The sequence below is a fragment of the Microbulbifer sp. ABE4_465 genome, from assembly GCF_056160765.1.
On sequence record NZ_JBSWXV010000001.1, the window covers coordinates 657,277 to 682,971 of the forward strand.

Sequence of the window (25,695 nt, forward strand, 5' to 3'; positions counted from 1 at the left end):
CCGTGAAACCAGCGGCTGGATCGCTTAGTTAGAAAGCGCTACCTGTCCCAAAATAACAACGCCAACTTAAACCTCGAGAGCCCTTGCGATGTTGACTTCAAATCCCTGGCCACGACGCCTGCTGCGCACGGCCATTGCTATCCTCGTCCTCTTGTTACTTGTCGCGGCCGCCACCTGGCTGTGGCTTCGCCAGAGCCTCCCGGTTCTGGACGGCACATTGGATACCGGGGCACTCGAGCGGCCAGTAACCATTGAGCGAGACGCTCAGGGTATTCCCTTTATTCACGCCGAAACGCGCACCGACTCCGCTTTTGCCCTCGGCTTCCTGCATGCTCAAGAGCGTTTTTTCCAGATGGACCTGCTGCGTCGAAATTCCGCCGGTGAGCTTTCCGAGCTCGTTGGCGAGGCTGCACTGGAACACGACCGGGAAATTCGGCTGCATCAGTTCCGCAAACGCGCAGAACGCAATGTGGCGGCCATGCCTTCAGAGCAACAGCAGATCCTTAAGCAATACACCGCCGGGGTGAATGTTGGTCTGGCAGAACTTGGCGCTGCGCCCTGGGAATATGCCCTGCTGCAAACTGCGCCGCGCGAATGGGCGCCGGCGGATAGTCTGCTGACCATATTCAGCATGTATCTGACGCTTCAGAGCAACACCGGAAATTTCGAGCTGCGTGACAACGCCCTGGCGCAGTTGCTCCCGGATGACCTCTATCACTTCTTCGTGCCGAAGGGTGGCAACTGGGACGCGCCGTTGATCGGCGATGTGCGCGGCCCCCTGGCTCTGCCACACACGCATATTGCCTCACTGGTAGAAGATGGTGAGCCCATGGCCTACGAGCCCATGGAAAGCGAAGACATGATTTTCGGCAGTAACAACTGGGTCGTGGGTGGCGCGTTGACGGAACACGGTGCTGCCATTGTCGCAGACGACATGCACCTGGCAATCACGGTACCGAATATCTGGTACCGTGCCGGCTGGAACATTCCCGGTACCGATTTCGAAATGCGTGGCGCCACCCTGCCCGGCGGCCCGATTATCGTTGCGGGCAGCAACGGCAAAGTCGCCTGGGGCTTTACCAACACCACGGCCGACTGGGGTGACCTGATCCCACTGGAAATGTCACCGGACGGAAAGCAATACCGCACCCCGGACGGCTGGCGCGCGTTTGATGTGGTTGAGGAAACGCTTGCGATAAAAGGCCAGGCCGCAGACACACTCAAAGTGCGCAAGACTATTTGGGGCCCGGTGGTGGGAGAAGATTACACCGGCAACCCCCTCGCCTATCGCTGGGTGGCGCACGATGTACGCGGCGCAAACATGAACCTGCTGAAAATGGAGCATGCAGGCACCGCTCGCGCCGCCCTCGATCTTGCTCCCGAGCTTGGTATTCCCCACCAGAATTTTGTCCTCGGCGACAGCCAGGGCAACATCGGCTGGACCGTCGCGGGCCCAATTCCGCGCCGTGTTGGTCTTGAAGGCAACCGCTCTGTCAGCTGGGCGGACGGCACTGCCTACTGGGATGGCTACCTGTCACTGGAGGAGCAGCCGCACGTCTATAACCCTCCGTCTCACCGTATCTGGACCGCCAACTCGCGCACCATGGACGGCGAATATCTTCGCGTGATGGGCGACGGTGGCTACGCCCTCGGCGCCCGCCAACAACAGATTCGCGACGACCTGTTTGCCAAAGAAACCTTCACCGAACAGGATCTGCTCGATATCCAGCTCGACGACCGCGCCGTATTCCTCGAGCGTTGGCAGCAACATCTGGCGGCACTACTGAAAGGCAATGCGGATTATGCGGACGTTCTGGAACAGGTAGAAAACTGGGGCGCCCGCGCCAGCGCCGACTCCGTGGGCTACCGCATCGTCCGCAACTTCCGCCTGCGCTTTATCGACCTGGCGACCGCACCGGTGCTCACCTACATGAAACGGTATGACGAAGGCTTTAAGTTTGGTCGCGTAAACCGCCAGGTGGAATACCCGGCCTGGGAAATGCTTTCCGGCGAACCCGCACACCTGCTGAACCCGGAGTTTGAGAGCTGGCGCGACCTGAAAATCGCCGCGCTGGATCTGGTTCTGGAAGAAATGGCCGAAGGCGGCCTGCCCTTATCCGAACAGACCTGGGGCGTTCAAAATGCCGCAAAAATCCAGCACCCGCTGGCCCGCGCGGTCTCCGCTGTAAACTGGTTCACCGCCATGCCCGCCGACCCACTCCCCGGCGACTCCCATATGCCCCGTTTCCAGTCCGCGACCAATGGTGCTTCTGAGCGTCTGGTTGTGGCCCCGGGCCATGAAGAGCTGGGTATTTTCCATATGGCCACCGGCCAGAGCGCACACCCGCTCTCCCCGTTCTTTGGAAACGGCCATCAGGATTGGGTGGAAGGTAAGGCTTCAAGTTTTACTGAAAAATCAGCAGCTTACACACTGATCTTAAACTAGAAGTTTATTTCTTTAGATTACTGGTGCTGGTGCTGGTGCTTGAGCGAAGGGGGCGGTGCCGGGTACAGCCTGGTGAGACCTTCTAAAACAGGGATGTTTTAGAAGAGCCCCCAGGGATGGGTTTACGGCGTGTCTCACCAGGCTGTACCCGGTGGCGTCACCGCCACGAGACTGAACTAGGCCCGAGGCGTCAGGCAGTTTCGTCGAGAATCGCGAAAGATAGGAAGGACGTGAAAAGTCCTAGGCCGAGGATAAACGGCAGCAGTGGGAAGCAAATCATCAGCAAAGATGAGCCGATCCAGAGATTCTTCACCCAATTACGTTTGATCTTGTAAGCGCGGGAATAGCGACGCAGGTGGCTGTCGTCTTCGTCAGGCAGCGCGATTTCACTTTCTCGAGGCAGAAAACTGCGCACCAGAAGAGTGCAATAAAAGCAAAGCAACATCCACAGCATAAAACCACCATAGGCAAACATCCCTTTCAGTATAGATAGGGGTTTGCCAATGGTTAGTGGACTGGATGCCTACGCAGACAGAGAGCTTACTGGTACCAGCCGAGGCTCTCGCGCAGCTTCACCACACCGCCGATAATCGTGAGTGCCGGCGCCTCGACTTTGTGGGTTTCCGCAAGTTCCGGCAATGTGCCAATGGTGCCAACAATCACCCGCTGATCTCGTGTGGTGCCCTTCTCTACCAGCGCCGCCGGCGTTTCCGCATCCATCCCGTTGGCAATCAGCTTCTCGGAAATGGTGGGAAGACCCGTCAGGCCCATATAGAACACCAGTGTCTGATTTTTGGTGATCAGCTCTTCCCACGGCAAAACCAGATCGCCCTGCTTCAGGTGACCGGTAATAAAACGCACCGATTGTGCGTGATCCCGGTGGGTCAGCGGAATACCGGAATACGCAGAACAGCCAATAGCGGCGGTAATGCCTGGCACGACCTGGAAAGGCACGCCCGCTTCCGCCAGCTTGTCGATTTCCTCGCCGCCGCGACCAAATACAAACGGGTCGCCGCCCTTCAGGCGCAGAACCTTCTTGCCCTCTTTCGCCAGATCCACCAGCAGCTGGTTGATATCGTCCTGGGGCACGGAATGAAATTGCTTCATTTTGCCCACGTAAATACGCTCCGCATCCCGGCGCACCAGTTCCAGTACTTCGGTAGACACCAGGCGATCGTAAAGCACCACATCTGCTTGCTGCATCAGGCGTAGCGCGCGGAAGGTCAGAAGATCGGGATCACCGGGGCCGCCACCTACCAGGTAAACCTCGCCGCTCGGTGCGGGCTTTTGTTCCCAGCGCTGCAATTCTTCCAGCACCGTTTGTTCCGCTTCGGCCTTGTGGCCGCGCTCGATCTGACCAACCACCGGGCCATTGAAGACCCAGTGCCAGAAATCTTTGCGCTGGGCTTCCGGCAATGCGGCTTTGACGTTATCGCGCAGGCGACCAGCCAGCTCGGCAATCAGCCCGAGCCCGGGGGAAAGCAGTGTTTCGATTTGTGCGCGCAGCATGCGCGTGAGAACCGGCGCAGAGCCACCGCTGGAGATGCCGATGGCCAGGGGTCCGCGTTCGACAATGGAGGGAAAGGTAAAGGTGCAGTGCTCTGGCGAGTCGACCACATTTACCGGCAGGCGACGTGCGCGGGCGTCGGCAGACACCTGTGCATTCACATCGCCATCGGCAGTGGCGGCAACCACCATTTCGGCGTTATCGAGCAATTCCTTGCGATAGGTGCCAACGATGTATTCGCCACCGCTGGCCATGACCAGCTGGCGCAGCTCATCGGTAATATCCGGAGCCACCACCAGCAGGCGGGCCTCCGCCTTGTTGAGTAGCCGCGCTTTGCGCGTGGCGATGGAACCGCCCCCAACAATCAGACAGGGACGGTTTTTCAAATCAAAAGCGAGAGGCAGGTAACGCAAGGTCTTATTCCATACTACTTAGCCGATCTTGGTGGCGCCTTTCATATAGGGGCGCAGTACTTCCGGCACCTCGATACTACCATCGGCCTGTTGGTAGTTTTCCAGTACCGCGATCAGCGTACGGCCCACTGCCAGCCCGGATCCGTTCAGGGTGTGCAGCAGTTCTGGCTTGCCCGTTTCCGGGTTGCGCCAGCGGGCTTTCATACGCCGGGCCTGGAAGTCTCCCATCAGGGAGCAGGAGGAAATCTCGCGGTATTTGTCCTGAGACGGAATCCACACTTCCAGGTCATAGGTTTTGGTCGCACCAAATCCCATATCGCCACCACACAGCACTACTTTGCGGTATGGCAGGTTCAGTTTCTGCAGAACATTTTCTGCATGACTGGTGAGCTGTTCGAGCGCATCCATGGACTGATCAGGGCGGGCGAAACAAACCAGTTCCACTTTTTCGAACTGGTGCTGCCTGATCATGCCGCGGGTGTCGCGCCCGTGGGAGCCGGCTTCGGAGCGAAAGCAGTTGGTGTGGCTGACATATTTGTGCGGCAACTGATCGGCATCGACGATCTCGTCGCGGTACAAATTGGTCAACGGTACTTCTGCGGTAGGAATGAGGTAGAAACTACGCTCGTCCTCCAGTTTGAACAGATCTTCCGCAAACTTGGGCAGCTGGGAAGTTCCGTACAGGGAATCGCTATTTACTATTACCGGCACATTGGCTTCCGTATAGCCGTGCTCTTCTACATGAAGATCTAGCATGAACTGTGCCAATGCGCGGTGCAGTTTTGCTACCTGGCCAGTCATGACCGCGAAGCGGGAGCCGGTAATCTTGCTCGCCACCTCAAAGTCGAGGCCACCCAGGTTGCTGCCCAGATCCACGTGGTCGCGTACTTCGAAGTCGAAGCTGCGGGGTTCACCCCACTTCGCGACTTCCACATTATCGTCTTCGTCCTTACCTTCCGGTACAGAGGCATCCGGCAGGTTGGGAATGGCCAGCAGGATATCGTCCAGCTGCAGCTGAAGGTCACCGAGGGCCTGCTTGGCCTCGGAGAGCTGTCCGCCCAGGGATTCTACTTCTTTCAGCAGCGGCGCAATGTCCTCTCCGGCGGCCTTGGCGCGGCCGATGTTTTTGGATTTGGTATTGCGCTCGTTCTGCAGGGACTCGGTGCGCCCCTGTAATTCCTTGCGCTGTTCTTCCAGCTGTTCCAGCTTAGCCGTGTCCAGCTGTACACCGCGTTTGGCCAGCGCCGCTGCTACTTCGTCGAGTTGAGTGCGAATCAGTTTTGGGTCGAGCATGATGAATTCATTACCGCGTTACAGATATTTCAGTCCCAGTGTGACGGCGGCTGCGGTTGCCCCCAGACACACCAGAAGGCTGACCGCTACATAGGCCAGCGCCGTTAAAGGCTGGCCATTGTGCCACAACAGCACAGTTTCCAGCGAGAAGGTCGAGAAGGTAGTGAGCGCGCCGAACAGCCCGGTCATGATCAGCAGGCGCCACTCGTGGCCGAGCGCACCCCGCTCGACGATCATCACATAGGCAAACCCGATCAGCAGTGAACCGATCACATTCACAATTAATGTGCCCAGGGGAAAGCGGTGTTCGAACACCGGGTAGCTCCAAAGGCCAATGAGGTGACGCATGACCGCGCCGACCGCGCCGCCCAGGGCAATTGCAATCCACTGCATGGGGTCAGGTCCTTTTGTTCTTATCGGTGTCTGTTCAAAAATCGTTTCGGGACTTGTATAGCGTCCATCGAGGCGCGTGGCGATTTTAGCGCTTTTCCGGCTCCGGGTATCGCTGCCGCACGCTGTTCCGGTTGAGTTCCCGCAGCTTTTGCAGCTTTTCGTCGATTTTCAGCTCCAACCCCCGAGGGACAGGATCGTAATATCGCCGGCCTGCAATGGCCTCGGGAAAGTAGTTTTCGCCCGCGGCGAAGCCATCCGGTTCGTCGTGCGCGTATCGATAGTCGGCACCGTGGGCCATTTCCTTCGCCAGCCTGGTGGGCGCATTGCGCAAATGCACCGGCACCTCATAGCTCGGTTCACGACGGATATCGGCCAGCGCGCGCTTGTAGGCGCTGTAAACGGCATTGCTTTTTGCGGCAACCGCGAGATAGGTGATGGCCTGGGCTATGGCCAGCTCCCCTTCCGGACTGCCGAGGCGCTCCTGCACATCCCAGGCACTCAGGGCAATTTCAAGCGCTCGAGGGTCGGCATTGCCAATATCCTCACTTGCCATGCGCACCGCGCGGCGAGCGATATACAGTGGGTCGCAACCGCCATCCACCATGCGCGCAAACCAGTACAGCGCTGCATCCGGGTCAGATCCCCGCACCGACTTGTGTAGCGCCGATATCTGGTCGTAGAAAAAATCACCCCCCTTGTCGAAGCGGCGCACGTCCGCCGTCAACACTTCCGCCAGAACATCTTCGTCGATTACCTGTTCGCCGCACTCTTCCCGGGACAGATCACAGGCGATTTCCAACAGGTTGAGCGCGCTGCGGGCGTCGCCATCGGCGCTCAGGGTGATTTTGTGCAGGATTTCATCGGAAATCGCGATTCGGCGCCCGCGGAGTTCTTCGTCTTCGGCAAGCGCACGCCGCAACATCCCGGCCAGTTCGTCCTGACTCAGGCTACGCAGCAGGTAGACACGGCAGCGAGAAAGCAACGCATTGTTCAGTTCAAACGCCGGGTTTTCAGTTGTCGCACCGACAAAGGTGACTGTGCCCTCTTCCACATACGGCAAAAAGGCATCCTGCTGAGACTTGTTGAAGCGGTGTACTTCATCGACGAACAGAATCGTGCCGCGGCCACTCTGAGCGGCGTGCTGCTCGGCTTCTGCAACGGCCTGGCGGATTTCTTTCACCCCGGCCAGCACCGCCGACAGCGTGGCAAAGCGCGCATCGCACTCCTGGGCGAGCAGCCGCGCGAAAGTAGTCTTGCCGACACCGGGCGGCCCCCAGAGCACCATCGAATGCAACTGGCTGCGCTCTACCGCTTCACGCAGCGGCTTACCCGGACCCAATAAATGCGTCTGGCCCACATAGTGGGCCAGAGTGTCGGGCCGCATACGTGCGGCCAGGGGCTGATGCCGGCGCGGTGACCGGAATAAATCATTCATCGCGAATAACGTCGGTACCCTTCGGGGGTTTGAAGTTAAAGATGCGGGAAGACAGCTGCGGATTGGCTTTGAGCCCGTTGAACCGGATATCGGTTGTCTGGCCCATGCCGTCGCGGACGGTCATGGCCGAGGGCAGGCCCTTGCCATCAAAGCGGATTACCATGGATTTAAACGGCGCCGAGGCGCGTTTCGGGGTCAGGTAGTAGGCACCCTTCTTGTTTTCGACATTGAACGAGCCCCGAATTTCTTCAACCTTGCCGCCCAGCAACAGTGCCGGGGTTTCCTTCATGCGGTTGTCTACCGGGCGGATGGTCACCTGCTCGAGATCCGGGTCGTACAACCAGAGCTTCTTGTTGTTGGTGACCAGGAGTTGCGGGAAGGGTTCGCCGGTCTGCCAGCGCAGGCGACCCGGCCGTTGTACGGAAAAGTTGCCGCTGCTCTTTTGCAGGGTTTTGCCTTTCTGATCCTTCAGGGTCTGGCTGAAATTGCCGGAAATGGCCCCCAGGGGTTGCAACAGGCGGCTCAGTTCTTCGCTGGCGTCTGCACTTGCCGTAGCCGCACCAAAGGTGCAGCCCAGCGCGATCAGGAAAATGCTCAGTGTGCGTTTCATTCGATGCCTTCCAGTTTGCTGATCTGTCCCTAAAGCCTAGTCGGAGCCAAGTGAACCCGGCCTGAACCTGCGAAAATCTATTGTGCGATCTGCTGCGTACGACGGTGGTGCGCAATCAGGGCGGTGGCGGCGCCAGCACCTCGCGATTGCCGTTGGCTTGTTGCGGCGACACAACCCCGGCAGCCTCCATGGTCTCGATCATGCGGGCGGCGCGATTGTAGCCGATACGCAATTGACGCTGAACCGAAGAGATGGACGCCTTCCTGGATTTAGTCACAAATGCTACCGCCTCATCGTAGAGCGCATCTGCTTCCGGATCTTCCTCGCCGCCCTCTGTGGCCATACCCGGCACAGGAATACTGTTGTTGGAATCGTCAACAATCCCATCGATATACTCCGGCTCGCCGCGGCGACTCCAGTCTGCCACAACCTGGTGCACTTCATGGTCATCCACGAAGGCGCCATGCACCCTTATGGGCACCGCTGTACCCGGCGGCAGGTATAGCATGTCGCCGTGTCCGAGGAGCTGCTCCGCACCACCCTGATCCAAAATGGTGCGCGAATCCACTTTAGAAGATACCTGGAACGCCATGCGCGTGGGTACGTTGGCCTTGATCAGACCGGTAATTACGTCCACCGACGGGCGCTGCGTCGCCAGCAGTAGGTGGATACCGGCCGCCCGCGCTTTCTGGGCAATACGCGCGATCAGCTGCTCAACCTTCTTGCCGACAATCATCATCATGTCGGCAAATTCATCAATCACAACCACAATCGCCGGAAGTGGCTTGAGGTGCGGCCGGGTCTGCTCCGCCTCCGGCACACTGGACATGGGGTCCGGCTGCCAGATTGGGTCTTCCAGGGGGTCGCCCTTGGCAATCGCCTCTTTTACCTTGCGATTGAAACCCGCAAGGTTGCGCACGCCCATGGCCGCCATCAGCTTGTAGCGCCGCTCCATTTCGCCGACACACCAGCGCAGGCCATTGGCGGCGTCGTTCATGTCGGTGATTACCGGCGTGAGCAGGTGCGGAATGCCTTCGTAGACCGAGAGTTCGAGCATTTTCGGATCAACGAGGATCAGGCGGACCTCATCCGGCGTCGATTTATACAGAAGGCTCAGCAGCATCACATTGATGCCCACAGACTTACCGGAGCCTGTGGTACCGGCGACCAACAGGTGCGGCATCTTGGCCAGGTCCGCGACCACCGGCTGCCCGGCGATGTCGTGACCGAGCGCCAGGGTCAGCGCGGAGCTGGACTTCTCATACACCTCGGCGCCAAGCACTTCGGTGAGTCGCACCATCTGGCGGTTCTCGTTCGGTATTTCGATACCCACCACCGACTTCCCGGGTATGACCTCCACCACGCGCACACTGATCACCGCCAGCGAGCGCGCCAGGTCTTTGGCAAGGTTGGTGATACGGCTGACTTTTACCCCCGGTGCGGGCTGAATCTCAAAACGGGTGACCACCGGCCCCGGCAGTACGGAAACAACCTCCGCAACCACGCCGAAATCTTTCAGTTTTAACTCCAGTAGTCGGGAAAGCGCCTCCAGTGCCTCTCGGCTGAAGCCGGCTTTCTTGTTCTCGTCAGCCGGGTCGAGTAGCGACAATGGGGGCAAAGTGCCGGTAACGGGTCCCTTGAAGAGCTCGCCCTGCTTTTCTTTCGCCGCACGCGGACTCTGCTTGGGCGGTGGAGCGGTCGGGGCAATCTGTGGTGGCTGGCGTTTGGCGGTGCGCTGCTTCTCTTCTTCCACGGCGGCCTTGCGGACCACAATCGCTTCCCGTGCCACACGCTGCTCTTCCCGCGCTTTCCTGGCCCGTGCGAAACGACTTCCCATCCAATTGAATACAACCAACACACTGCGGCCAATATCTTCGAATAGCTGCAGCCACGACATGCCGGTGAACACCGTCACTCCAATCGCAAATGTCGCCAGCAATAGAATCGTGGCTCCCACATAGCCGAGCCCTCGCTCCAAAAATGAAGACGCGGCGGCGCCAATAATGCCTCCGTTGGAGAATGGCATGGGTCGCACGGATTCGTTAAAGCAGAGGGTCGCCAGGCCTGCACCCGCAACCAGCAGTAGCAGTAGCCCCGCCACGCGCAGGGCGAATAACGGGCCATGAAAACGCGCATTTTTGTCTCGCAGGATGCGGTAGGCGCGCCACCCAATCAGCACGGGGAACAGGTATGCCATCCAACCCAGTAGCGACAGGCACACATCCGCCAGCCAGGCACCGGTCGGCCCAATGGCATTGTCAATACTGCTACCTGTGCCGGTATGGGACCAACCCGGATCCTGCGGGCTATAGCTCAACAGGCTGATGCCAACCAGCAGTGCTCCCGCCAACAGGGCAATCAGCGCACCCTCGCGAACGATTCGCGCAATCAGGGATTCCGGAATTGCCGCCCCGGATTCAGTTTCACTCTCAGCCTTCAATGGCCACCTCGATTATTACTGTCTTCATGAAGAGCACGTTCTTAGCGGGCCTTCAGGGTATCTGGGGTTCTGTGTACTACAGGCTTGCGGTAAAAGCTACCGCAGTGCGACTTCAGAAATCACTTTAGGTTTTTATTTTAGCAATATAATCAAACAGTTACGCGAAATAGTTCATGCATAGTTAATGTTCCCCGGTGATGCACAGCTCGCTGGACAGGTGCTGGCGATACGGTCACCCTATAAAGTCGGACAATGATATAAATTAGGTCAAACTATTTGGTGGGTATGGCCCCATCCCCTATCATTGCCCGCGAAATTGGGGAGGTACCGCTAAACCCTCCCCTTCCTTTACCGACTGTCCGACACCGAACCAGTGGGTTTCAGTCGACTGCCAATAAGGGGCATGCCGCGCATCGCCGCGGCGCTACGAATTCCAAATCTGAAAACTGAAGTACAGTGAGTTCTGAAATGAGTAATCATCATCGCCTGATCATTCTCGGTTCCGGCCCGGCTGGTTATACCGCCGCCATCTACGCTGCCCGCGCCAACCTGAACCCGGTGGTTATTACCGGTATGCAGCAGGGTGGCCAGCTGACCACCACCACAGAAGTAGAGAACTGGCCAGGCGGCGTGCACGACCTGCAGGGCCCTGACCTGATGGTGCAGATGCAGCAGCACGCCGAGCGCTTCGACACCAACATCATTTTCGATCACATCCACGAAGTGGACCTGAAACAGCGTCCGTTTACCCTGAAAGGTAACGAGACCTACACCTGTGACGCTCTGATTATCTCCACCGGCGCCTCCGCCCAGTACCTAGGCCTGCCCTCAGAAGAAGCATTCCAGGGACGCGGCGTGAGCGCCTGTGCTACCTGTGATGGATTTTTCTACCGCGATCAAAAAGTGATCGTGGTTGGCGGTGGCAACACGGCGGTAGAGGAAGCCCTGTACCTGTCCAATATCGCTGCCGAAGTTACCCTGGTGCATCGCCGCGATGAACTGCGCTCTGAGAAGATCCTGCAGGATCGCCTGATGGAAAAGGCAGAAAACGGCAATATCAATCTTTGCTGGCACCACACCCTGGACGAGGTCCTCGGTGATGACAATGGCGTGACCGGTGTTCGCCTGAAGAACGTGCAGGATGGCTCGACCAAGGAGCTGGACGTTTCCGGTGTTTTCATCGCCATCGGCCACAAGCCGAATACCGATATTTTTGCAGGCCAGCTTGAAATGAATGGCGGTTACATTGTGGTAGAGAGCGGCCTGAACGGTAACGCCACTCAGACGTCTGTGCCCGGCGTGTTTGCGGCAGGGGATGTATCCGACCACATTTACCGTCAGGCGGTTACCTCAGCGGGTACCGGTTGTATGGCGGCACTGGATGCTGAGCGCTACCTCGACGCCCAGTAATTCGCGCCGGGGCGTTTCCAGGAAGCGCTGATACGATGGTATAAAAGGCGGCTCTTGAGCCGCTTTTTTCGTTTCAGGCCGTATTCGATGGGTGAGCGAACTGCATGGATGACATCCTTACACTACTGGACCCCGAGCGGGTTGAGTTTCCCTGCACCAGCACAGCGCTGGCAGACCCAAATGGATTGCTGGCCGTCGGCGGCGATCTGACCCCGGAATGGCTATTGGCGGCATATACCAGGGGTATCTTCCCGTGGTATTCCGATGACCAGCCAATTCTCTGGTGGTCTCCCTCCCCTCGCTGCGTAGTCCGCCCACAGACACTGAAGTTTAGCCGCAGCCTGCGAAAGACTATCCGTCAGCAGCGTTTCGAGATTACCTTCGACCAGGCATTTGAGGATGTATTGCGTGGATGTGCAGCACCGCGGTCTGACGATTCGGGCACCTGGATCACAGATGACATGCACTGGGCTTATACGGAAATGCACGCGCGCGGCCATGCGCATTCGGTAGAGGCCTGGCAAGACGGTCAGCTGGTTGGCGGCCTGTACGGGCTCAATATAGGTCGCGTGTTTTTCGGGGAGTCCATGTTTCATCGGGCAGCGGATGCATCCAAGGTGGCCTTTGCCCATCTGGTTCGCCAGCTCAGCCTGTGGGGCTGCGAACTGATCGATTGCCAGGTCAGCAATCCGCATCTCGCCAGCCTCGGCGCGGAAGAAGTGCCTCGAGACGAGTTTGAGCAATTACTGGCAGAGGGGGTCACCCAGGCTTCCTTTCCCCACCCCTGGCCCGCAAAAGCGGGCCCCGAACTATTTGCGGCCGACTAGCAAGTCAAAGAGCAGCGCAGAATGTTTGAGTTTTCGTTGACCACAAATTACCCTCGGGTCTAGAGATACCTATCAATTGGCGGAGAGAGAAAAGGCGTGGCGAAGGCAGACCATATTCGAGTCGAGCAGGCGACAGACCGGTGAGCCAATACTCCCAACTGGATTCTGTGCGCCTGCTGGCAACCATGCCACACCCCTGCGGCTACCTGGAGGACCAGGAAGCCACGACGGTGTTTGTCGACCCGCAAACGCCGGTCGATCAGCGCTTGTACAGTCGATTATCCGAGCTTGGGTTTCGCCGTAGTGGCAACTACCTGTACCGCCCTCAGTGCACGAGCTGCCAGGCCTGCGTACCTGCCCGGGTTCCGGTGGAGCTCTTTGTTCCCAATCGGAATCAACGGCGCTGCTGGCGCCGCAACCGGGACCTCGACGTGTTCCATCGGCAGGATATCGATACGGATGAGCACTATGCGCTCTACGCGCACTATATCGAGCAGCGCCATCGCGACGGTGAAATGTACCCGCCCAGTCGCGAACAATTCCGCAGCTTCCTGAATAACGCATGGGGCAGCACACGATACCTGGAGTTTCGCGCCCGTGACCGCCTGGTGGGCGTTGCGGTCACGGATGTGCTCAACGGCGGTGTATCCGCTATTTATACCTATTTCGACCCCGATGAGGTCAAGCGCAGCCTGGGAACCTACGCCATCCTTTACCAGATTGAGTGGACCCGCCGCCTGGGCTTGCCGAGCCTGTATCTGGGGTACTGGATACGCCAGTGCGAAAAGATGGCCTATAAAAATCAGTTTCAGCCACTTGAATACCTGGTGGACAATCGCTGGACTCTCAAGTCGGACCAGACCGCCGGGTAACCCCTCCTCACAAATCTTCGGCAATTCCCGGATTCACTTGGCCTGCAGCCGCTTTTCGTGCAAAATGCACGCCCGTCGCACCGCCGGCTTTGGCGGAATAGCTAGTACACATCAATCAAAGGTTGCTGCCGCATGGCAAAAGACGATTACATTGAAATGGAAGGCGAGGTGATCGACACCCTGCCCAACACCACATTCCGCGTAAAACTGGAAAACGGACACGTGGTGATCGCGCATATTTCAGGCAAGATGCGCAAGAATTACATCCGTATTCTGACGGGTGACAAGGTCAAGGTAGAGCTGACCCCATACGACCTGAGCAAGGGCCGCATCACCTACCGCGCCCGCTGATTGTCGGACTGCAATTTCTCACGGAATTGCAGCTGCAATAAAAAAGCCACCTCATGAGGTGGCTTTTTGCGTTTCTGGATGGTTGACCGACGGTCAGTGGAGTGCCGGGACTGCGGTCCTGATCTTCAGCTGATCATCCTCGACGGTAACTTCAACCTTGCCACCCTCTTCCGAAAGCTCCCCAAAGAGCACGGCTTCCGCCAGTGGCTTGCGCAGCTTCTCGCGAATCAGGCGGGCCATTGGTCGCGCGCCCATCTTCTCGTCATAGCCGTTCACTGCCAGCCACTCGCGAGCTTCGTCGTCCACTTCCAGTGTCACGCGGGACTCGTCGAGCTGCGCCTGAAGCTCAACCACGAATTTATCCACCACCGTTTTCACCACGCCAATATCAAGCGCACCGAACTGGATGATGCTGTCGAGGCGATTGCGGAATTCTGGAGTGAACATTTTCTTGATCTCCTCCATGCCATCACTGCTGTGATCTTGGTTGGCGAAGCCAATGGAGCGGCGACTCATGACTTCCGCGCCGGCATTGGTGGTCATGATCAGAATAACGTTGCGGAAATCCGCTTTGCGCCCGTTGTTATCGGTTAGCGTGCCGTGATCCATCACTTGCAGCAGCAGGTTGAATACTTCCGGGTGCGCTTTCTCGATCTCATCCAGCAGCACAACACTGTGGGGGTGCTTGGTGACCGCGTCAGTGAGCAGGCCGCCCTGGTCAAAACCTACGTAGCCCGGAGGTGCACCGATCAGACGTGACACCGTGTGGCGCTCCATGTACTCGGACATATCGAAACGAATCAGCTCGATCCCCATCACCTGCGCGAGTTGGCGGCAGAGCTCGGTTTTACCTACCCCAGTGGGGCCAGCAAACAGGAAGGAGCCAATGGGCTTCTCTTCCGCGCCAAGTCCGGCGCGCGCCAGTTTGATCGAAGTGCTGAGGGCTTCGATGGCCAGATCCTGCCCGAAAACAACCATTTTCAGGTTTTCATCCAGCTTCGCCAGGGCGGCTTTGTCCGAGGCGGAAACACTTTTCGCAGGAATGCGAGCCATCTTCGCCACAACGTTTTCAATTTCAGTGACAGAAATGGTATCGATACGCTGATCTGCCGGTAGCAGTGCTTGATACGCACCCGCTTCATCGATCACATCAATGGCCTTATCAGGCAGGAAGCGCTCGGTAATATGGCGATTTGCCAGTTGCGCAGCGGCTTCAAGGGCGGAATCGGTAAAGCGCACCTTGTGGTGGTCTTCAAAGCAGGACTTGAGGCCTTGCAGGATCTGCACCGTTTCCTCCACGGAAGGCTCGTGCACATCAATCTTCTGGAAGCGGCGGGAAAGCGCGCGATCTTTTTCAAAAATTCCGCGGTATTCGTTGAAGGTGGTGGATCCAATACAGCGCAACTGGCCGCTGGATAGCAGAGGCTTCAGCAGGTTTGAAGCATCCATCACCCCTCCGGACGCCGCACCGGCTCCGATGATGGTGTGGATTTCGTCAATAAACAGTACCGCGTGTTCGCGCTTTTTTAGCTCTGCAAGCAACGCCTTGAAGCGCTTTTCAAAATCCCCGCGATACTTGGTGCCCGCGAGAAGCGAGCCGAGATCGAGGGAATAAATCGTGCTTTCTTTCAGTGGCTCGGGCACTTCACCATCGACAATTCTGCGCGCAAGGCCTTCGGCAATTGCCGTTTTGCCGACACCAGACTCGCCAACAAGTAGCGGGTTGTTTTTTCGGCGGCGCGCCAGTACCTGGGTGACGCGCTCAACCTCGGGTGCCCGCCCTACCAGCGGATCAATTCGGCCCAGAATCGCTTCCTGGTTGAGGTTGGTGGCATAACTCTCCAGTGGATCGGAACCGCCGGATTCCGCTGCGCCTCCCAAATCTTCATCCACTTGCTCCGGAGACGGATCTGGATTGTTGTGCGCATTGTTGCCGCCGGAACTGACGCGGGAGATTCCATGGGTGATGTAGTTCACCACATCGATGCGCGCGACACTTTGCTGCTTCAGGTAGTAAACCGCCTGGCTTTCCTGCTCGCAAAAAATGGCAACCAGTACATTGGCGCCGGTTACTTCTTTCTTGCCTGACGACTGTACGTGGAAAACCGCCCGCTGCAGTACACGTTGAAACCCGAGCGTAGGCTGGGTTTCGCGCTCGGAATCATTCTCAGGAATGAGAGGCGTCGTGGAGTCAACAAACTCCAGGAGCTCGCGACGCAAGGCGCTGAGGTCGGCACCGCAGGCATGCAGGACATCCGCCGCAGATTCGTTGTCCAGCAGCGCCAGCAACAGGTGCTCCACGGTCATAAACTCGTGGCGTTTCGCCCGTGCACCCTTAAACGCTAGATTGAGCGTTACCTCTAAATCCTTGCTGAGCATCTAAACCTCAAAACCTTACTGGCCAATGTCGTCCGGATTGTCACTGAGCACACCCGGCATTCCTGAAGTATTGCCGGTTCCCCCGGCCGGTACTGTTGCGCCGGCATATCGGCCGACGACCTGAAAATCTCCTTTAACCCTCCTCGCCGCGCTCATCATCCTCGTCAGCTTCGATCTCGCACAGCAATGGATGTTCATTGTCGCGCGCGAACTGGTTTACCTGTGCGGCCTTGGTCTCCGCTATATCTCGAGTATAGACACCGCAGATCGCTTTTCCCTTAGTGTGCACCTGCAACATGAGTTGAGTGGCGCGCTCGCGATTTACGTAGAAGAACAGCTCGAGTGCCTCGACCACGAACTCCATTGGTGTGTAGTCGTCGTTGAGCATGACAACCTTGTACATCGGGGGGCGCTTGAGCTGCGGTCGGGCCTCCGCGAGCGCGGTGCCGCCCTCCCCTCCGTGAAAATCAAAGTCGTCGTTATCAGGACCTTGATTCGAGTGTAGTTTAATGATTTGTGAATTTCCCATAGCGCTAATCAATCAATCTTCAGGAATCAGTTCACAGTGCCGGCGTCAGCCTTCCTCTCGCCCTCAGCAAGCGATACGCAAGTCCGTACACCAGTCACCAGAATAGAAATGGCGAGCCGGCATTGTAACCGCAAACGGTAGCTGGCACAGCGCATCGGGGGGTATTCACTTGACAAGCGCTGGGCTGTTGGCTACAAGAGGTAGTAACCGCGCCAGTGGTTAACGAAGGTACACAATTATCGTGCGAATGATTTTGTACGAATAAAAAGCAAGCGCATGAAGCGCGATAACAATAACGACAACATGTATATAGGCGGCCTGCAGTCGCCCCGGCAATATTAGAGGGATTTCGCCATGCCTACCGGTACCGTTAAGTGGTTCAATAACGCCAAGGGATATGGATTTATTCTTGCTGACGAAGGTGGAGAAGATCTGTTCGCGCACTACTCGGCCATTCAGATGGACGGGTATCGCACCCTGAAAGCTGGCCAACAAGTGCAATTCGACATCATCCAGGGCGACAAGGGTTACCACGCAGCCAACATCAGCGCTGCCGATGCCCCTCGCCCGGCTTCCAGTCCAGCCCCCGCCCCACAGGTCGAGGCTGTCAGGGAGCAGGAAACCGAAGAAGTTCTCGACTGACTCATCTTCTGGAAGTGCGGCAGCCCGATTAGCTTCCGCACCTTCCTCAAATTCTGGCGTTACCGCCAGTCATTTGCGGCTATTCCGTAGCCCCTGCCTTCTGACGCCCCCATGATGGAACAAACGTTCCACTCCCACGGCGCACGCCGGGAAACCATCCTTGCCTGCAGTAAAATGACATAAAAAGGCCCCACACCTTGCGGTGCGGGGCCTTTTTTGTTTCTTGCCTGCTAAACAATCAAGCCATGTGCTTAATGACTTCGTCGCCGAACTCAGAGCAGGACTTCAGCGCAGCGCCGTCCATCAGGCGCTCGAAGTCATAGGTAACGGTCTTGGCTTCAATAGCGCCTTCCATACCTTTAACAACCAGCTCGGCGGCTTCGTTCCAGCCCAGGTGACGCAGCATCATTTCTGCGGACAGGATCAGGGAGCCCGGGTTTACTTTGTCCTGACCAGCGTACTTCGGTGCAGTACCGTGAGTCGCTTCGAACAGGGCAACGTCGTCAGACAGGTTGGCACCCGGCGCGATACCGATACCGCCTACCTGCGCAGCCAGTGCGTCGGACAGGTAGTCGCCGTTCAGGTTCAGGGTGGCGATTACGTCGTACTCGGCCGGACGCAGCAGAATCTGCTGCAGCATGGCGTCGGCGATCACGTCCTTAACCACGATTTCCTTGCCGGTGTTCGGGTTTTTGAAGCTGCACCAGGGGCCGCCGTCGATCGGCTGAGCGCCGAACTCTTCGCGGGCCAGCTCGTAGCCCCAGTCCGCGAAAGCACCTTCGGTGAACTTCATGATGTTGCCTTTGTGTACCAGGGTCAGGGAGTCGCGGTCCTGATCGATGGTGTACTGCAGGGCTTTGCGCACCAGGCGCTTGGTGCCTTCTTCGGAAACCGGCTTAACACCGATACCCACTTCTTGCGGGAAGCGGATTTTCTTAACGCCCATCTCTTCCTGCAGGAACTTAACCACTTTCTTGGCTTCGTCGGTGCCGGCTTTCCACTCGATACCGGCGTAGATGTCTTCGGAGTTCTCGCGGAAGATCACCATGTCTACCTTGTTCGGCTCTTTAACCGGAGAAGGTACACCGCTGAACCAGCGTACCGGACGCTGACATACGTACAGGTCCAGCTCCTGGCGCAGGGCAACGTTCAGGGAGCGGAAACCGCCGCCCACCGGGGTGGTCAGCGGGCCTTTAATGCTGACAACGTATTCTTTGATGGCTTCCAGGGTTTCTGCTGGGAACCAGTCGCCGCTGTAGGTTTCAGCTGCTTTCTCACCGCAGAAGATTTCCATCCATGCGATGGCTTTTTCGTCGCTGTATGCCTTGCTTACGGCAGCGTCGATCACTTTGCGCATTACCGGGGTAATATCCACGCCGATGCCGTCACCTTCGATAAACGGAATGATCGGGGTGTTCGGTACGTTCAGAGAACCATCTGCGTTGACTGTGACTTTTTCGCCGTTGGCCGGCACTTGGATATGACCCATTAAGTTGACTCCCGTAACTCTTTGACTAAACGTCCGGCTTTTTCGGGGAAATCTCGGCATAATGTGCCGAAATTCCGCTGCCGGTCATGGTTGCCGCCCATTGTTTGCGTCGTTGCACACGCCGAGCCGGCTAAAAATCGGCGGGATTATACCAATATCCGGCCGTTTTTGTAGTTTCATTACATCCAAGGCGGGATGCGCGTAATCTGCGAATACGGCCACAGGGCTTATATTGAGTGCTATGAGCAAGCTGATCCTGCTGAACAAGCCCTACGGGGTTCTCTGCCAGTTTACGGACCCGGATGGACGTCCCACCCTGGCCGATTTCGTCCCCGAGCCGGATGTCTACGCCGCTGGTCGCCTCGATTTCGACTCCGAAGGCCTGCTGCTACTCACCGCTGACGGCCAACTTCAGCACCGCATCGCACACCCCAGAAACAAGTTGCCGAAAGTCTACTGGGCGCAGGTGGAAGGTGAAATCACTGACGACGCGCTGTTGCAGTTGCGGCTGGGCGTCACTCTGAAGGGCGGAGAAACCGCGCCGGCAAAAGCCCGGATCATCCCGGAACCAGTGATTTGGCCGCGTAACCCGCCGATCCGCGAACGCAAGTCGATCCCCACCTCCTGGATCGAGCTGACAATCACCGAGGGGCGCAATCGTCAGGTTCGCCGAATGACCGCGGCGGTGGGGTTTCCCACGCTGCGCCTGATCCGGCGGGCGATTGGCGACTGGCAGGTCGGCGACCTCCCCCCGGGGCAGTACCGAATTGAACAAGTAAAAATGCCGGTGGTCCCGGCAAGAGCGGGCAAGCCTCGCAGCACTAAGTCCTCCACCGGGAGAAACCCTCGGAAGCCGCGTAAAAACGCCGCCCCCGCCTCCAGCCGGAACCGAAACAATCGAAATCCTGGGCGATCGCACTGATTTTGCAACGGGAGCTACGCTGATATAGACCGGTGGCGCGGGAGTATTCCGGACACGACCAGGTCAAGCGGCAACAGGCAGCGGTGGGATAGACACGGCTAAATTGGTCACTGACTTCAATCGCAGGTAAAATGCGCCCCCATTTTCCCGCCCCAGTGCGGTTCTGAGGGTATCGCAGGGTTGAAAACCCGCGCTTGCCCCTTACTGATACAACCCGGTAGTTCATGTCAGATTCGGAATCACCAGTGTCTTTAACGCCTTCATCATCAGTGCCTGCGGGTAAACGCGTCATCGTCGGTATGTCCGGGGGTGTCGACTCTTCCGTGGCCGCCCTTCTGCTAATGCAGCTGGGTTATCAGGTGGAAGGGCTGTTTATGAAAAACTGGGACGAGGACGACGGCACCGAATACTGCACGGCCAAGCAGGATTTGGCGGACGCAGAGTCCGTTTGCGCGCGCCTGGGCATCAAGTTGCACACGGCCAATTTCGCCGCTGAGTACTGGGACAATGTGTTCGAGTATTTTCTCGCCGAATACAAGGGCGGGCGCACCCCAAACCCCGATATCCTGTGCAACCGCGAAATCAAGTTCAAAGTTTTTCTCGAGTACGCGGAAATGCTCGGAGCTGACGCCATCGCTACCGGTCACTACACCCGTCGCATCGATCAGGGCGGCCATACGTATCTCGGCAAGGGCCTGGATCCAAATAAGGACCAGAGCTATTTCCTGCACGCTGTAGGCGAAGCGGAATTTGCCAAATCGCTATTCCCTCTGGGAGAGCTGGAAAAACCGGAAGTCCGTCGAATCGCGGAAGAGAACGGCTTTATCACACACAGCAAAAAGGACAGCACCGGTATCTGCTTTATCGGTGAGCGCCGGTTCAAGGATTTCCTGGAGCAATACCTGCCGGCCCAGCCCGGTGAGATGCAGACGCCGGATGGCGAGGTGATGGGTCAACACGCCGGACTGATGTACCACACCATCGGCCAGCGCCAGGGCCTGGGTATCGGCGGCGTTAAAGGTGCAGGTGATCAGCCCTGGTATGTGGTCGGCAAGGATCTTTCGCGCAATGTACTGCTGGTCGCCCAGGGCAAGCACCACCCTCTTCTGTATGCCACTGGCCTGGAAGCAACTCAGGCGCACTGGATCAACGGTGCTCCGCCAGCCCAGGCATTCCGGGCCGCGGCAAAAACCCGCTATCGCCAGAGTGACCAGGATTGTGATGTTCTAGTCGGTGAAAATGGCAAGATCACAATGACGTTCGACGAGCCGCAGCGCGCAATCACGCCAGGCCAGTCAGTGGTGATCTATCAGGGTGACATCTGCCTCGGAGGCGCCGTCATCGACCGCGCCACAGGCGTAGGCGATGTCGAGAGCGACGGACCGGAACACGCACCGAAAGCCAAAAAATCCGCAGGGAGCAACTTTTGAGTAATTGGCGAGATCAAGCACTGGCGCTGGCAGGAGTATTCCAATCAGCCATTCTCGTTGAGCGGCTGGCAAAGACGGGTACCGCGCCAGCCGACCAGATGGAAACCGCGATTTACAGCCTGTTTCAGCAGAATCCTGAAACCACCGAGGACGTATTCGGCGGCGTCGAGAAATTGCTTCCCGGCCTGCGCGCGGCGCGCCAGCTGATTGCTACGCGCAATCATCCAGAATACACCGATTGCCTGCGCTACGTGCTATCGATCCTGTACCTGCAACGACAGCTGGCGAAGAAACCAGACCTGCTTTCCATTATTGGCAGCCGCCTGGAAAAGGCGCAGCTGCAAATGGATCATTTTGGTATTGGTCACGAAAATGTGTCGGCCAATCTTGCGAGTATTTACAGCGACACTCTGAGCACCTTCCGCTTCCGGATCCAGGTACTCGGTGACTTTAACTACCTCCAGCAGCAGCGCATCGCCAATCAGATTCGAACCATGCTGTTTGCCGGCGTGCGGTCCGCCATGCTGTGGCGCCAGCTTGGCGGCCGCCGTTTGCACCTGTTATTCCAGCGCAAAAAACTGATCGCTGAAATGGATGCCCTGGTATCCAAGTACGAATCCCTGGAACACTGATTTTTTACATTTACGCCGGACGTTAAATCTGGCAAGAGCTCACTACCGGAGAGACACAATGACTGTCGAGCTATCCGCACTGACCGCGGTTTCCCCCATTGATGGACGCTACGAAAGCAAAACCGCCCCCCTGCGCGATATTTTCAGCGAGTACGGCCTGATCCGCGCACGCGTGGAAGTGGAAGTACGCTGGCTGCAACAGCTGGCCCGCCATGAAAAAATTGCCGAAGTGCAGCCGTTCACCGGTAACAGCAATCAGATTCTCGACGATATCGTTGCCCAGTTTTCCGTGGATGATGCCGAGCGCATCAAGGAAATCGAGCGCACTACCAACCACGACGTAAAGGCGGTTGAGTACTTCCTGAAGGAAAAAGTGAAAGGCGATGAGCAGCTGAATGCGGTGAATGAGTTCATCCACTTCGCCTGTACTTCTGAAGACATCAACAACCTGTCACACGCGCTGATGCTGCGCGCCGGTCGCGACCAGGTTTTGCTGCCAGCCATGAACCAGATCGTCAGTGAGATCGCCACCCTGGCGAAAACCTTCGCCGACGTCCCCATGCTGTCCCGCACTCACGGTCAGACCGCCAGCCCCACCACCGTCGGTAAAGAACTGGCTAACGTGGTTGCGCGCCTGCGCCGTCAGGTAAAGCAGATTCACGAAGTGGAGCTGCTGGGTAAAATCAACGGTGCGGTAGGTAACTACAACGCACACTTGTCGGCCTACCCGGATGTGGACTGGCAGCAGAACGCGGAAGAGTTCGTTACTTCCCTCGGCCTGTCCTGGAACCCCTACACCACCCAGATCGAACCCCACGATTATATTGCCGAGCTGTTCGACGCCATTGCCCGCTTCAACACCATCCTGATCGACTTCGATCGCGATATCTGGGGCTACATCTCCCTGGGTTACTTCAAGCAGAAAGTGGTTGCCGGTGAAGTGGGTTCCTCCACCATGCCGCACAAGGTGAACCCGATCGACTTCGAGAACTCCGAAGGCAACCTGGGTATCGCCAACGCTGTATTCCAGCACCTGGCAGCCAAACTGCCGGTTTCCCGCTGGCAGCGCGACCTGACCGACTCCACCGTGCTGCGCAATATGGGCGTGGGCGCGGGCTACTCCGTGATTGCCTACGCGGCCACCATGAAGGGCCTGGGCAAACTGGAAATCAACCGCGCGCGCCTGGAAGAAGATCTGAACAACGCCTGGGAAGTTCTGGCGGAGCCGATTCAGACCGTTATGCGTCGCTACAACATCGAAGAGCCCTACGAAAAACTGAAGGCGCTGACCCGCGGTCAGGGCATCACCAAAGAAACTCTGGCGGCGTTTATCGATGGGCTGGATATGCCGGAAGAAGCCAAGCAGTCTCTGCGCGAGATGACCCCGGCTTCCTACATCGGTAATGCCGTGGCCCAGGCCAACAATATCTAATCCAGTTTCCAGAAAACGACCGGGAGCGCAGCATGTCAGCGTCGGGCCAGAATAAAGCAGTACAACCTCTGACCCACCTGGGCGATATGCCGGTGGAGACTTTTTTGCGGGATTACTGGCAAAAAAAGCCTCTGCTCATTCGCAATGCGTTTCCCGGGTTCGAAACACCCATCACCGGCGAAGAGCTCGCCGGTATGGCGCTGGAAGAACAGATTGAATCCCGCCTGATCGAAGAGCGCGGTGCAGATGGCCCCTGGCAGCTGCGCAGCGGTCCCTTCACCGAAGAAGACTTTTTTAGCCTGCCGAAATCCCACTGGACGCTGCTGGTACAGGCGGTGGATCAGTGGATTCCGGAAGTGGCGGAACTCAAAGATTACTTTCGCTTTATCCCGGACTGGCGCCTCGATGACGTGATGATCAGCTACGCCGCCGATCAAGGCAGCGTCGGCCCCCATTACGACTTCTACGACGTGTTCCTGCTGCAGGCAGAAGGCGTGCGGCGCTGGCAATTGGGCACCAAGGCGGATGCCAGTAGCCCGCGGGTAGAAGGCACACCGCTGAATATCCTGCGGGACTTTGAGGTCGAAGCCAGCTGGGAGCTGGAACCCGGTGACATGCTCTATCTGCCCCCGCAGTTCAGCCACTGGGGCGTCGCCGAGGGCGGCTGCACCACAATTTCTATTGGCTTCCGTGCCCCTTCTGCGCGCACCTTGCTGGAAGACCTGGGCGGCGAACTGGCCGCGCATCTGCCCGACCATATTCGCTACAGTGACCAGGATCTCGCGCTGCCCGCAAACCCTGCAGAAATTGATCCTGCTACGGTAGCCCGGGTCCAGGGGCAACTGAGTGAGTGGCTAAAGCAGCCGGAAACCGTCGCCCGCTGGTTTGGCGCCATCATGACGGAATCCAAGTACCCGGAAACCGTCGCCCTGGATGCCGGCAGCGCGGAAGACTGGCGCGAACAGCTGGAAGAAGGTGGCACCCTGATTTTGAACCCGGGGTCCCGCAGCGCCTTCTCTCGCGACCCGGAGCTACTGTTTGTCGACGGCGAGCCCTTCCCTGCCCCGCTGCTGTTTGCAGAAGCCTTTTGCGATAGCCGCACGATCACCCACGGGGAGATCGTCGGTTACCCGGAGCTGGCGATTGAAAATGGTTTGATCGACCAACTGGTTTCCCAGGGCAGTCTCATTTACCCTGAACAACTCGAATACGACGATCAGGATGATGAGTAGGAGTTCGCTTCATGAGTCTGTTTGTACGCCTGGCTGATTGGCAGACGGACCGGGATGCCATTCGCAGCATCCGCCAGAAGGTCTTTGTGGAAGAGCAGCATGTGCCGCCCGAACTGGAATGGGACGAGCTGGAAGAATCCGCCCAGCATTTTCTGGTGTATTACGAAAATAAGCCCATCGGTACCGGTCGCCTCACCGGCGGTGGCAAGATCGGCCGCATGGCGATTCTGAAGGAAGCCCGCGGTCTCGGTGCGGGTCTGGAGCTACTGCGCCGCATCTGTAAATTTGCCGGTCTCTCCGGGCAGAAGAACGTCTATCTGAATGCACAGGTGCAAGCGATTCCTTTCTACGAGCGCGCGGGCTTCGTCGCCGCGGGAGAGGAATTTATGGAAGCGGGCATTCCCCATGTGCGCATGGAGCGCACACTCAACGAGAAAGAGCCCAGCGAAAATCTCGATGACTGGAACCGCTGATCGACGCAAACGACTGCAGGCAGGCGCCACACCCGATGCGCCTGCCGTAGATACACTCGAAAACAGTGGTGCTTGCGCAGAAGCGCTGGTTCAACTGCTTTCAGAAAGTCGCCGCAAGGTGCGGATCTTTTCCCAGTATCTCGCCCGCCCACTGTTCCACCGCTCCGAGTGTGTTGAAGCACTTTCGCAATTTGCCCGCCGCAGCCGTTACGCCCGGGTCGAAATCCTGATCACCGACAGCGATCCCCTGCTGCGCCAGCCCCACCTGTTACTACCGTTAATTCAACGCCTCGACAGCCGTATCAGCCTGCGAAAAATACAAAACACCAGTGAACCCACCGATTGGGAATTTGTGATTGCAGACGAACGCCAGAGCCTGCTGATATCCGATTCTGCAAAATGGATTGGTCAGTACCGCGGTGACGACCCTGTCAGAAACAGGAAGCTCCATGAAGTGTTTGAGCAGAGCTGGCTGAATGCGCGTCCGGATCCGGCGCTGCGCCGTTTCGTGCTGTAAGAATTTCCGCCAGTCTTAAAC

The 25,695-nt window shown here is 57.7% G+C and carries 23 protein-coding genes; 13 read left to right on the plus strand and 10 right to left on the minus strand.

Features of this window, described 5'->3' with window-relative positions; genetic code table 11:
* The first annotated feature begins 88 nt into the window (after window positions 1–88).
* The gene (locus ACXAG1_RS02635) at window positions 89–2,446 is read left to right on the plus strand and encodes a penicillin acylase family protein (protein ID WP_475118858.1); all 2,358 of its coding nucleotides are present in this window, start codon (window positions 89–91) and stop codon (window positions 2,444–2,446) included.
* 190 nt (window positions 2,447–2,636) lie between these two features.
* Here the strand turns inward: ACXAG1_RS02635 and ACXAG1_RS02640 are convergent, their stop codons facing one another.
* The 7 genes from ACXAG1_RS02640 to ACXAG1_RS02670 all read right to left on the minus strand — a co-directional run bounded on the left by ACXAG1_RS02640 (window position 2,637) and on the right by ACXAG1_RS02670 (window position 10,537).
* On the minus strand, window positions 2,637–2,921 hold the full coding sequence (locus ACXAG1_RS02640) for a hypothetical protein (protein WP_475118859.1): 285 nt from the start codon (window positions 2,919–2,921) through the stop codon (window positions 2,637–2,639).
* A gap of 65 nt (window positions 2,922–2,986) precedes the next feature.
* Entirely contained in the window at window positions 2,987–4,366 is a 1,380-nt protein-coding gene (gene cysG / locus ACXAG1_RS02645) for a siroheme synthase CysG (protein ID WP_475092977.1), read from the minus strand.
* A gap of 18 nt (window positions 4,367–4,384) precedes the next feature.
* The gene (gene serS, locus ACXAG1_RS02650; RefSeq protein ID WP_475092976.1) at window positions 4,385–5,659 is read right to left on the minus strand and encodes a serine--tRNA ligase; all 1,275 of its coding nucleotides are present in this window, start codon (window positions 5,657–5,659) and stop codon (window positions 4,385–4,387) included.
* Between the two features lie 18 nt (window positions 5,660–5,677).
* Window positions 5,678–6,052 (minus strand): fluoride efflux transporter CrcB, encoded by a 375-nt coding sequence (gene crcB, locus ACXAG1_RS02655; protein ID WP_475092975.1) that lies wholly within the window; start codon window positions 6,050–6,052, stop codon window positions 5,678–5,680.
* A gap of 85 nt (window positions 6,053–6,137) precedes the next feature.
* Window positions 6,138–7,487, minus strand: a complete 1,350-nt coding sequence (locus tag ACXAG1_RS02660) for a replication-associated recombination protein A (RefSeq protein WP_475118860.1) — start codon at window positions 7,485–7,487, stop codon at window positions 6,138–6,140.
* On the minus strand, window positions 7,480–8,097 hold the full coding sequence (lolA, locus tag ACXAG1_RS02665) for an outer membrane lipoprotein periplasmic chaperone LolA (protein ID WP_475092973.1): 618 nt from the start codon (window positions 8,095–8,097) through the stop codon (window positions 7,480–7,482). Before lolA ends, ACXAG1_RS02660 begins: the two co-directional genes overlap by 8 nt.
* A 115-nt stretch (window positions 8,098–8,212) precedes the next feature.
* Window positions 8,213–10,537 carry a DNA translocase FtsK gene (locus ACXAG1_RS02670; protein WP_475092972.1) on the minus strand — a complete coding sequence of 775 codons (2,325 nt, stop codon included), beginning with the start codon at window positions 10,535–10,537 and terminating at the stop codon, window positions 8,213–8,215.
* A gap of 468 nt (window positions 10,538–11,005) precedes the next feature.
* Between ACXAG1_RS02670 and trxB the strand changes: the two genes are divergently transcribed.
* The 4 genes from trxB to infA all read left to right on the plus strand — a co-directional run bounded on the left by trxB (window position 11,006) and on the right by infA (window position 13,997).
* On the plus strand, window positions 11,006–11,947 hold the full coding sequence (gene trxB, locus ACXAG1_RS02675) for a thioredoxin-disulfide reductase (protein ID WP_475092971.1): 942 nt from the start codon (window positions 11,006–11,008) through the stop codon (window positions 11,945–11,947).
* A gap of 104 nt (window positions 11,948–12,051) precedes the next feature.
* Entirely contained in the window at window positions 12,052–12,774 is a 723-nt protein-coding gene (gene aat, locus ACXAG1_RS02680) for a leucyl/phenylalanyl-tRNA--protein transferase (RefSeq protein ID WP_475118861.1), read from the plus strand.
* Window positions 12,775–12,914: 140 nt separating this feature from the next.
* Window positions 12,915–13,646: an arginyltransferase gene (locus tag ACXAG1_RS02685; protein ID WP_475092969.1), complete on the plus strand. Its 732-nt coding sequence runs from the start codon at window positions 12,915–12,917 to the stop codon at window positions 13,644–13,646.
* A 132-nt stretch (window positions 13,647–13,778) separates the two neighbouring features.
* On the plus strand, window positions 13,779–13,997 hold the full coding sequence (infA, locus tag ACXAG1_RS02690) for a translation initiation factor IF-1 (RefSeq protein WP_010130378.1): 219 nt from the start codon (window positions 13,779–13,781) through the stop codon (window positions 13,995–13,997).
* 93 nt (window positions 13,998–14,090) lie between these two features.
* On the opposite strand, the gene clpA is transcribed toward infA, so the two are convergent.
* Both clpA and clpS read right to left on the minus strand, forming a co-directional pair.
* Window positions 14,091–16,376: an ATP-dependent Clp protease ATP-binding subunit ClpA gene (gene clpA / locus ACXAG1_RS02695; protein WP_475092968.1), complete on the minus strand. Its 2,286-nt coding sequence runs from the start codon at window positions 16,374–16,376 to the stop codon at window positions 14,091–14,093.
* A 133-nt stretch (window positions 16,377–16,509) separates the two neighbouring features.
* The gene (gene clpS / locus ACXAG1_RS02700) at window positions 16,510–16,905 is read right to left on the minus strand and encodes an ATP-dependent Clp protease adapter ClpS (protein WP_475092967.1); all 396 of its coding nucleotides are present in this window, start codon (window positions 16,903–16,905) and stop codon (window positions 16,510–16,512) included.
* Between the two features lie 354 nt (window positions 16,906–17,259).
* Between clpS and cspD the strand changes: the two genes are divergently transcribed.
* Window positions 17,260–17,547, plus strand: coding sequence for a cold shock domain-containing protein CspD (cspD, locus tag ACXAG1_RS02705; RefSeq protein ID WP_475092966.1), 288 nt, complete (start codon window positions 17,260–17,262; stop codon window positions 17,545–17,547).
* Window positions 17,548–17,785: 238 nt separating this feature from the next.
* Here cspD and icd read toward each other — a convergent pair whose 3' ends face one another.
* Window positions 17,786–19,036, minus strand: coding sequence for an NADP-dependent isocitrate dehydrogenase (gene icd / locus ACXAG1_RS02710; RefSeq protein WP_475092965.1), 1,251 nt, complete (start codon window positions 19,034–19,036; stop codon window positions 17,786–17,788).
* A gap of 241 nt (window positions 19,037–19,277) precedes the next feature.
* Between icd and ACXAG1_RS02715 the strand changes: the two genes are divergently transcribed.
* The 7 genes from ACXAG1_RS02715 (at window position 19,278) to ACXAG1_RS02745 (ending at window position 25,674) form a co-directional block, all read left to right on the plus strand.
* Window positions 19,278–19,958, plus strand: a complete 681-nt coding sequence (locus ACXAG1_RS02715; protein WP_475118862.1) for a pseudouridine synthase — start codon at window positions 19,278–19,280, stop codon at window positions 19,956–19,958.
* Window positions 19,959–20,182: 224 nt separating this feature from the next.
* A complete protein-coding gene (mnmA, locus tag ACXAG1_RS02720; RefSeq protein ID WP_475118863.1) occupies window positions 20,183–21,388 on the plus strand; it encodes a tRNA 2-thiouridine(34) synthase MnmA in 1,206 nt (401 codons plus the stop codon).
* On the plus strand, window positions 21,385–22,020 hold the full coding sequence (gene hflD / locus ACXAG1_RS02725; RefSeq protein WP_475118864.1) for a high frequency lysogenization protein HflD: 636 nt from the start codon (window positions 21,385–21,387) through the stop codon (window positions 22,018–22,020). Before mnmA ends, hflD begins: the two co-directional genes overlap by 4 nt.
* Before the next feature lie 58 nt (window positions 22,021–22,078).
* Window positions 22,079–23,452: an adenylosuccinate lyase gene (gene purB / locus ACXAG1_RS02730; RefSeq protein WP_475092961.1), complete on the plus strand. Its 1,374-nt coding sequence runs from the start codon at window positions 22,079–22,081 to the stop codon at window positions 23,450–23,452.
* 32 nt (window positions 23,453–23,484) lie between these two features.
* On the plus strand, window positions 23,485–24,684 hold the full coding sequence (locus ACXAG1_RS02735; protein WP_475118865.1) for a JmjC domain-containing protein: 1,200 nt from the start codon (window positions 23,485–23,487) through the stop codon (window positions 24,682–24,684).
* 11 nt (window positions 24,685–24,695) lie between these two features.
* Complete coding sequence (locus tag ACXAG1_RS02740) at window positions 24,696–25,157, plus strand: GNAT family N-acetyltransferase (protein WP_475092959.1); 462 nt, start codon at window positions 24,696–24,698, stop codon at window positions 25,155–25,157.
* The gene (locus ACXAG1_RS02745; RefSeq protein ID WP_475118866.1) at window positions 25,141–25,674 is read left to right on the plus strand and encodes a DUF7931 domain-containing protein; all 534 of its coding nucleotides are present in this window, start codon (window positions 25,141–25,143) and stop codon (window positions 25,672–25,674) included. The genes ACXAG1_RS02740 and ACXAG1_RS02745 overlap by 17 nt, the downstream gene beginning before the upstream one ends.
* Window positions 25,675–25,695: the final 21 nt, after the last annotated feature.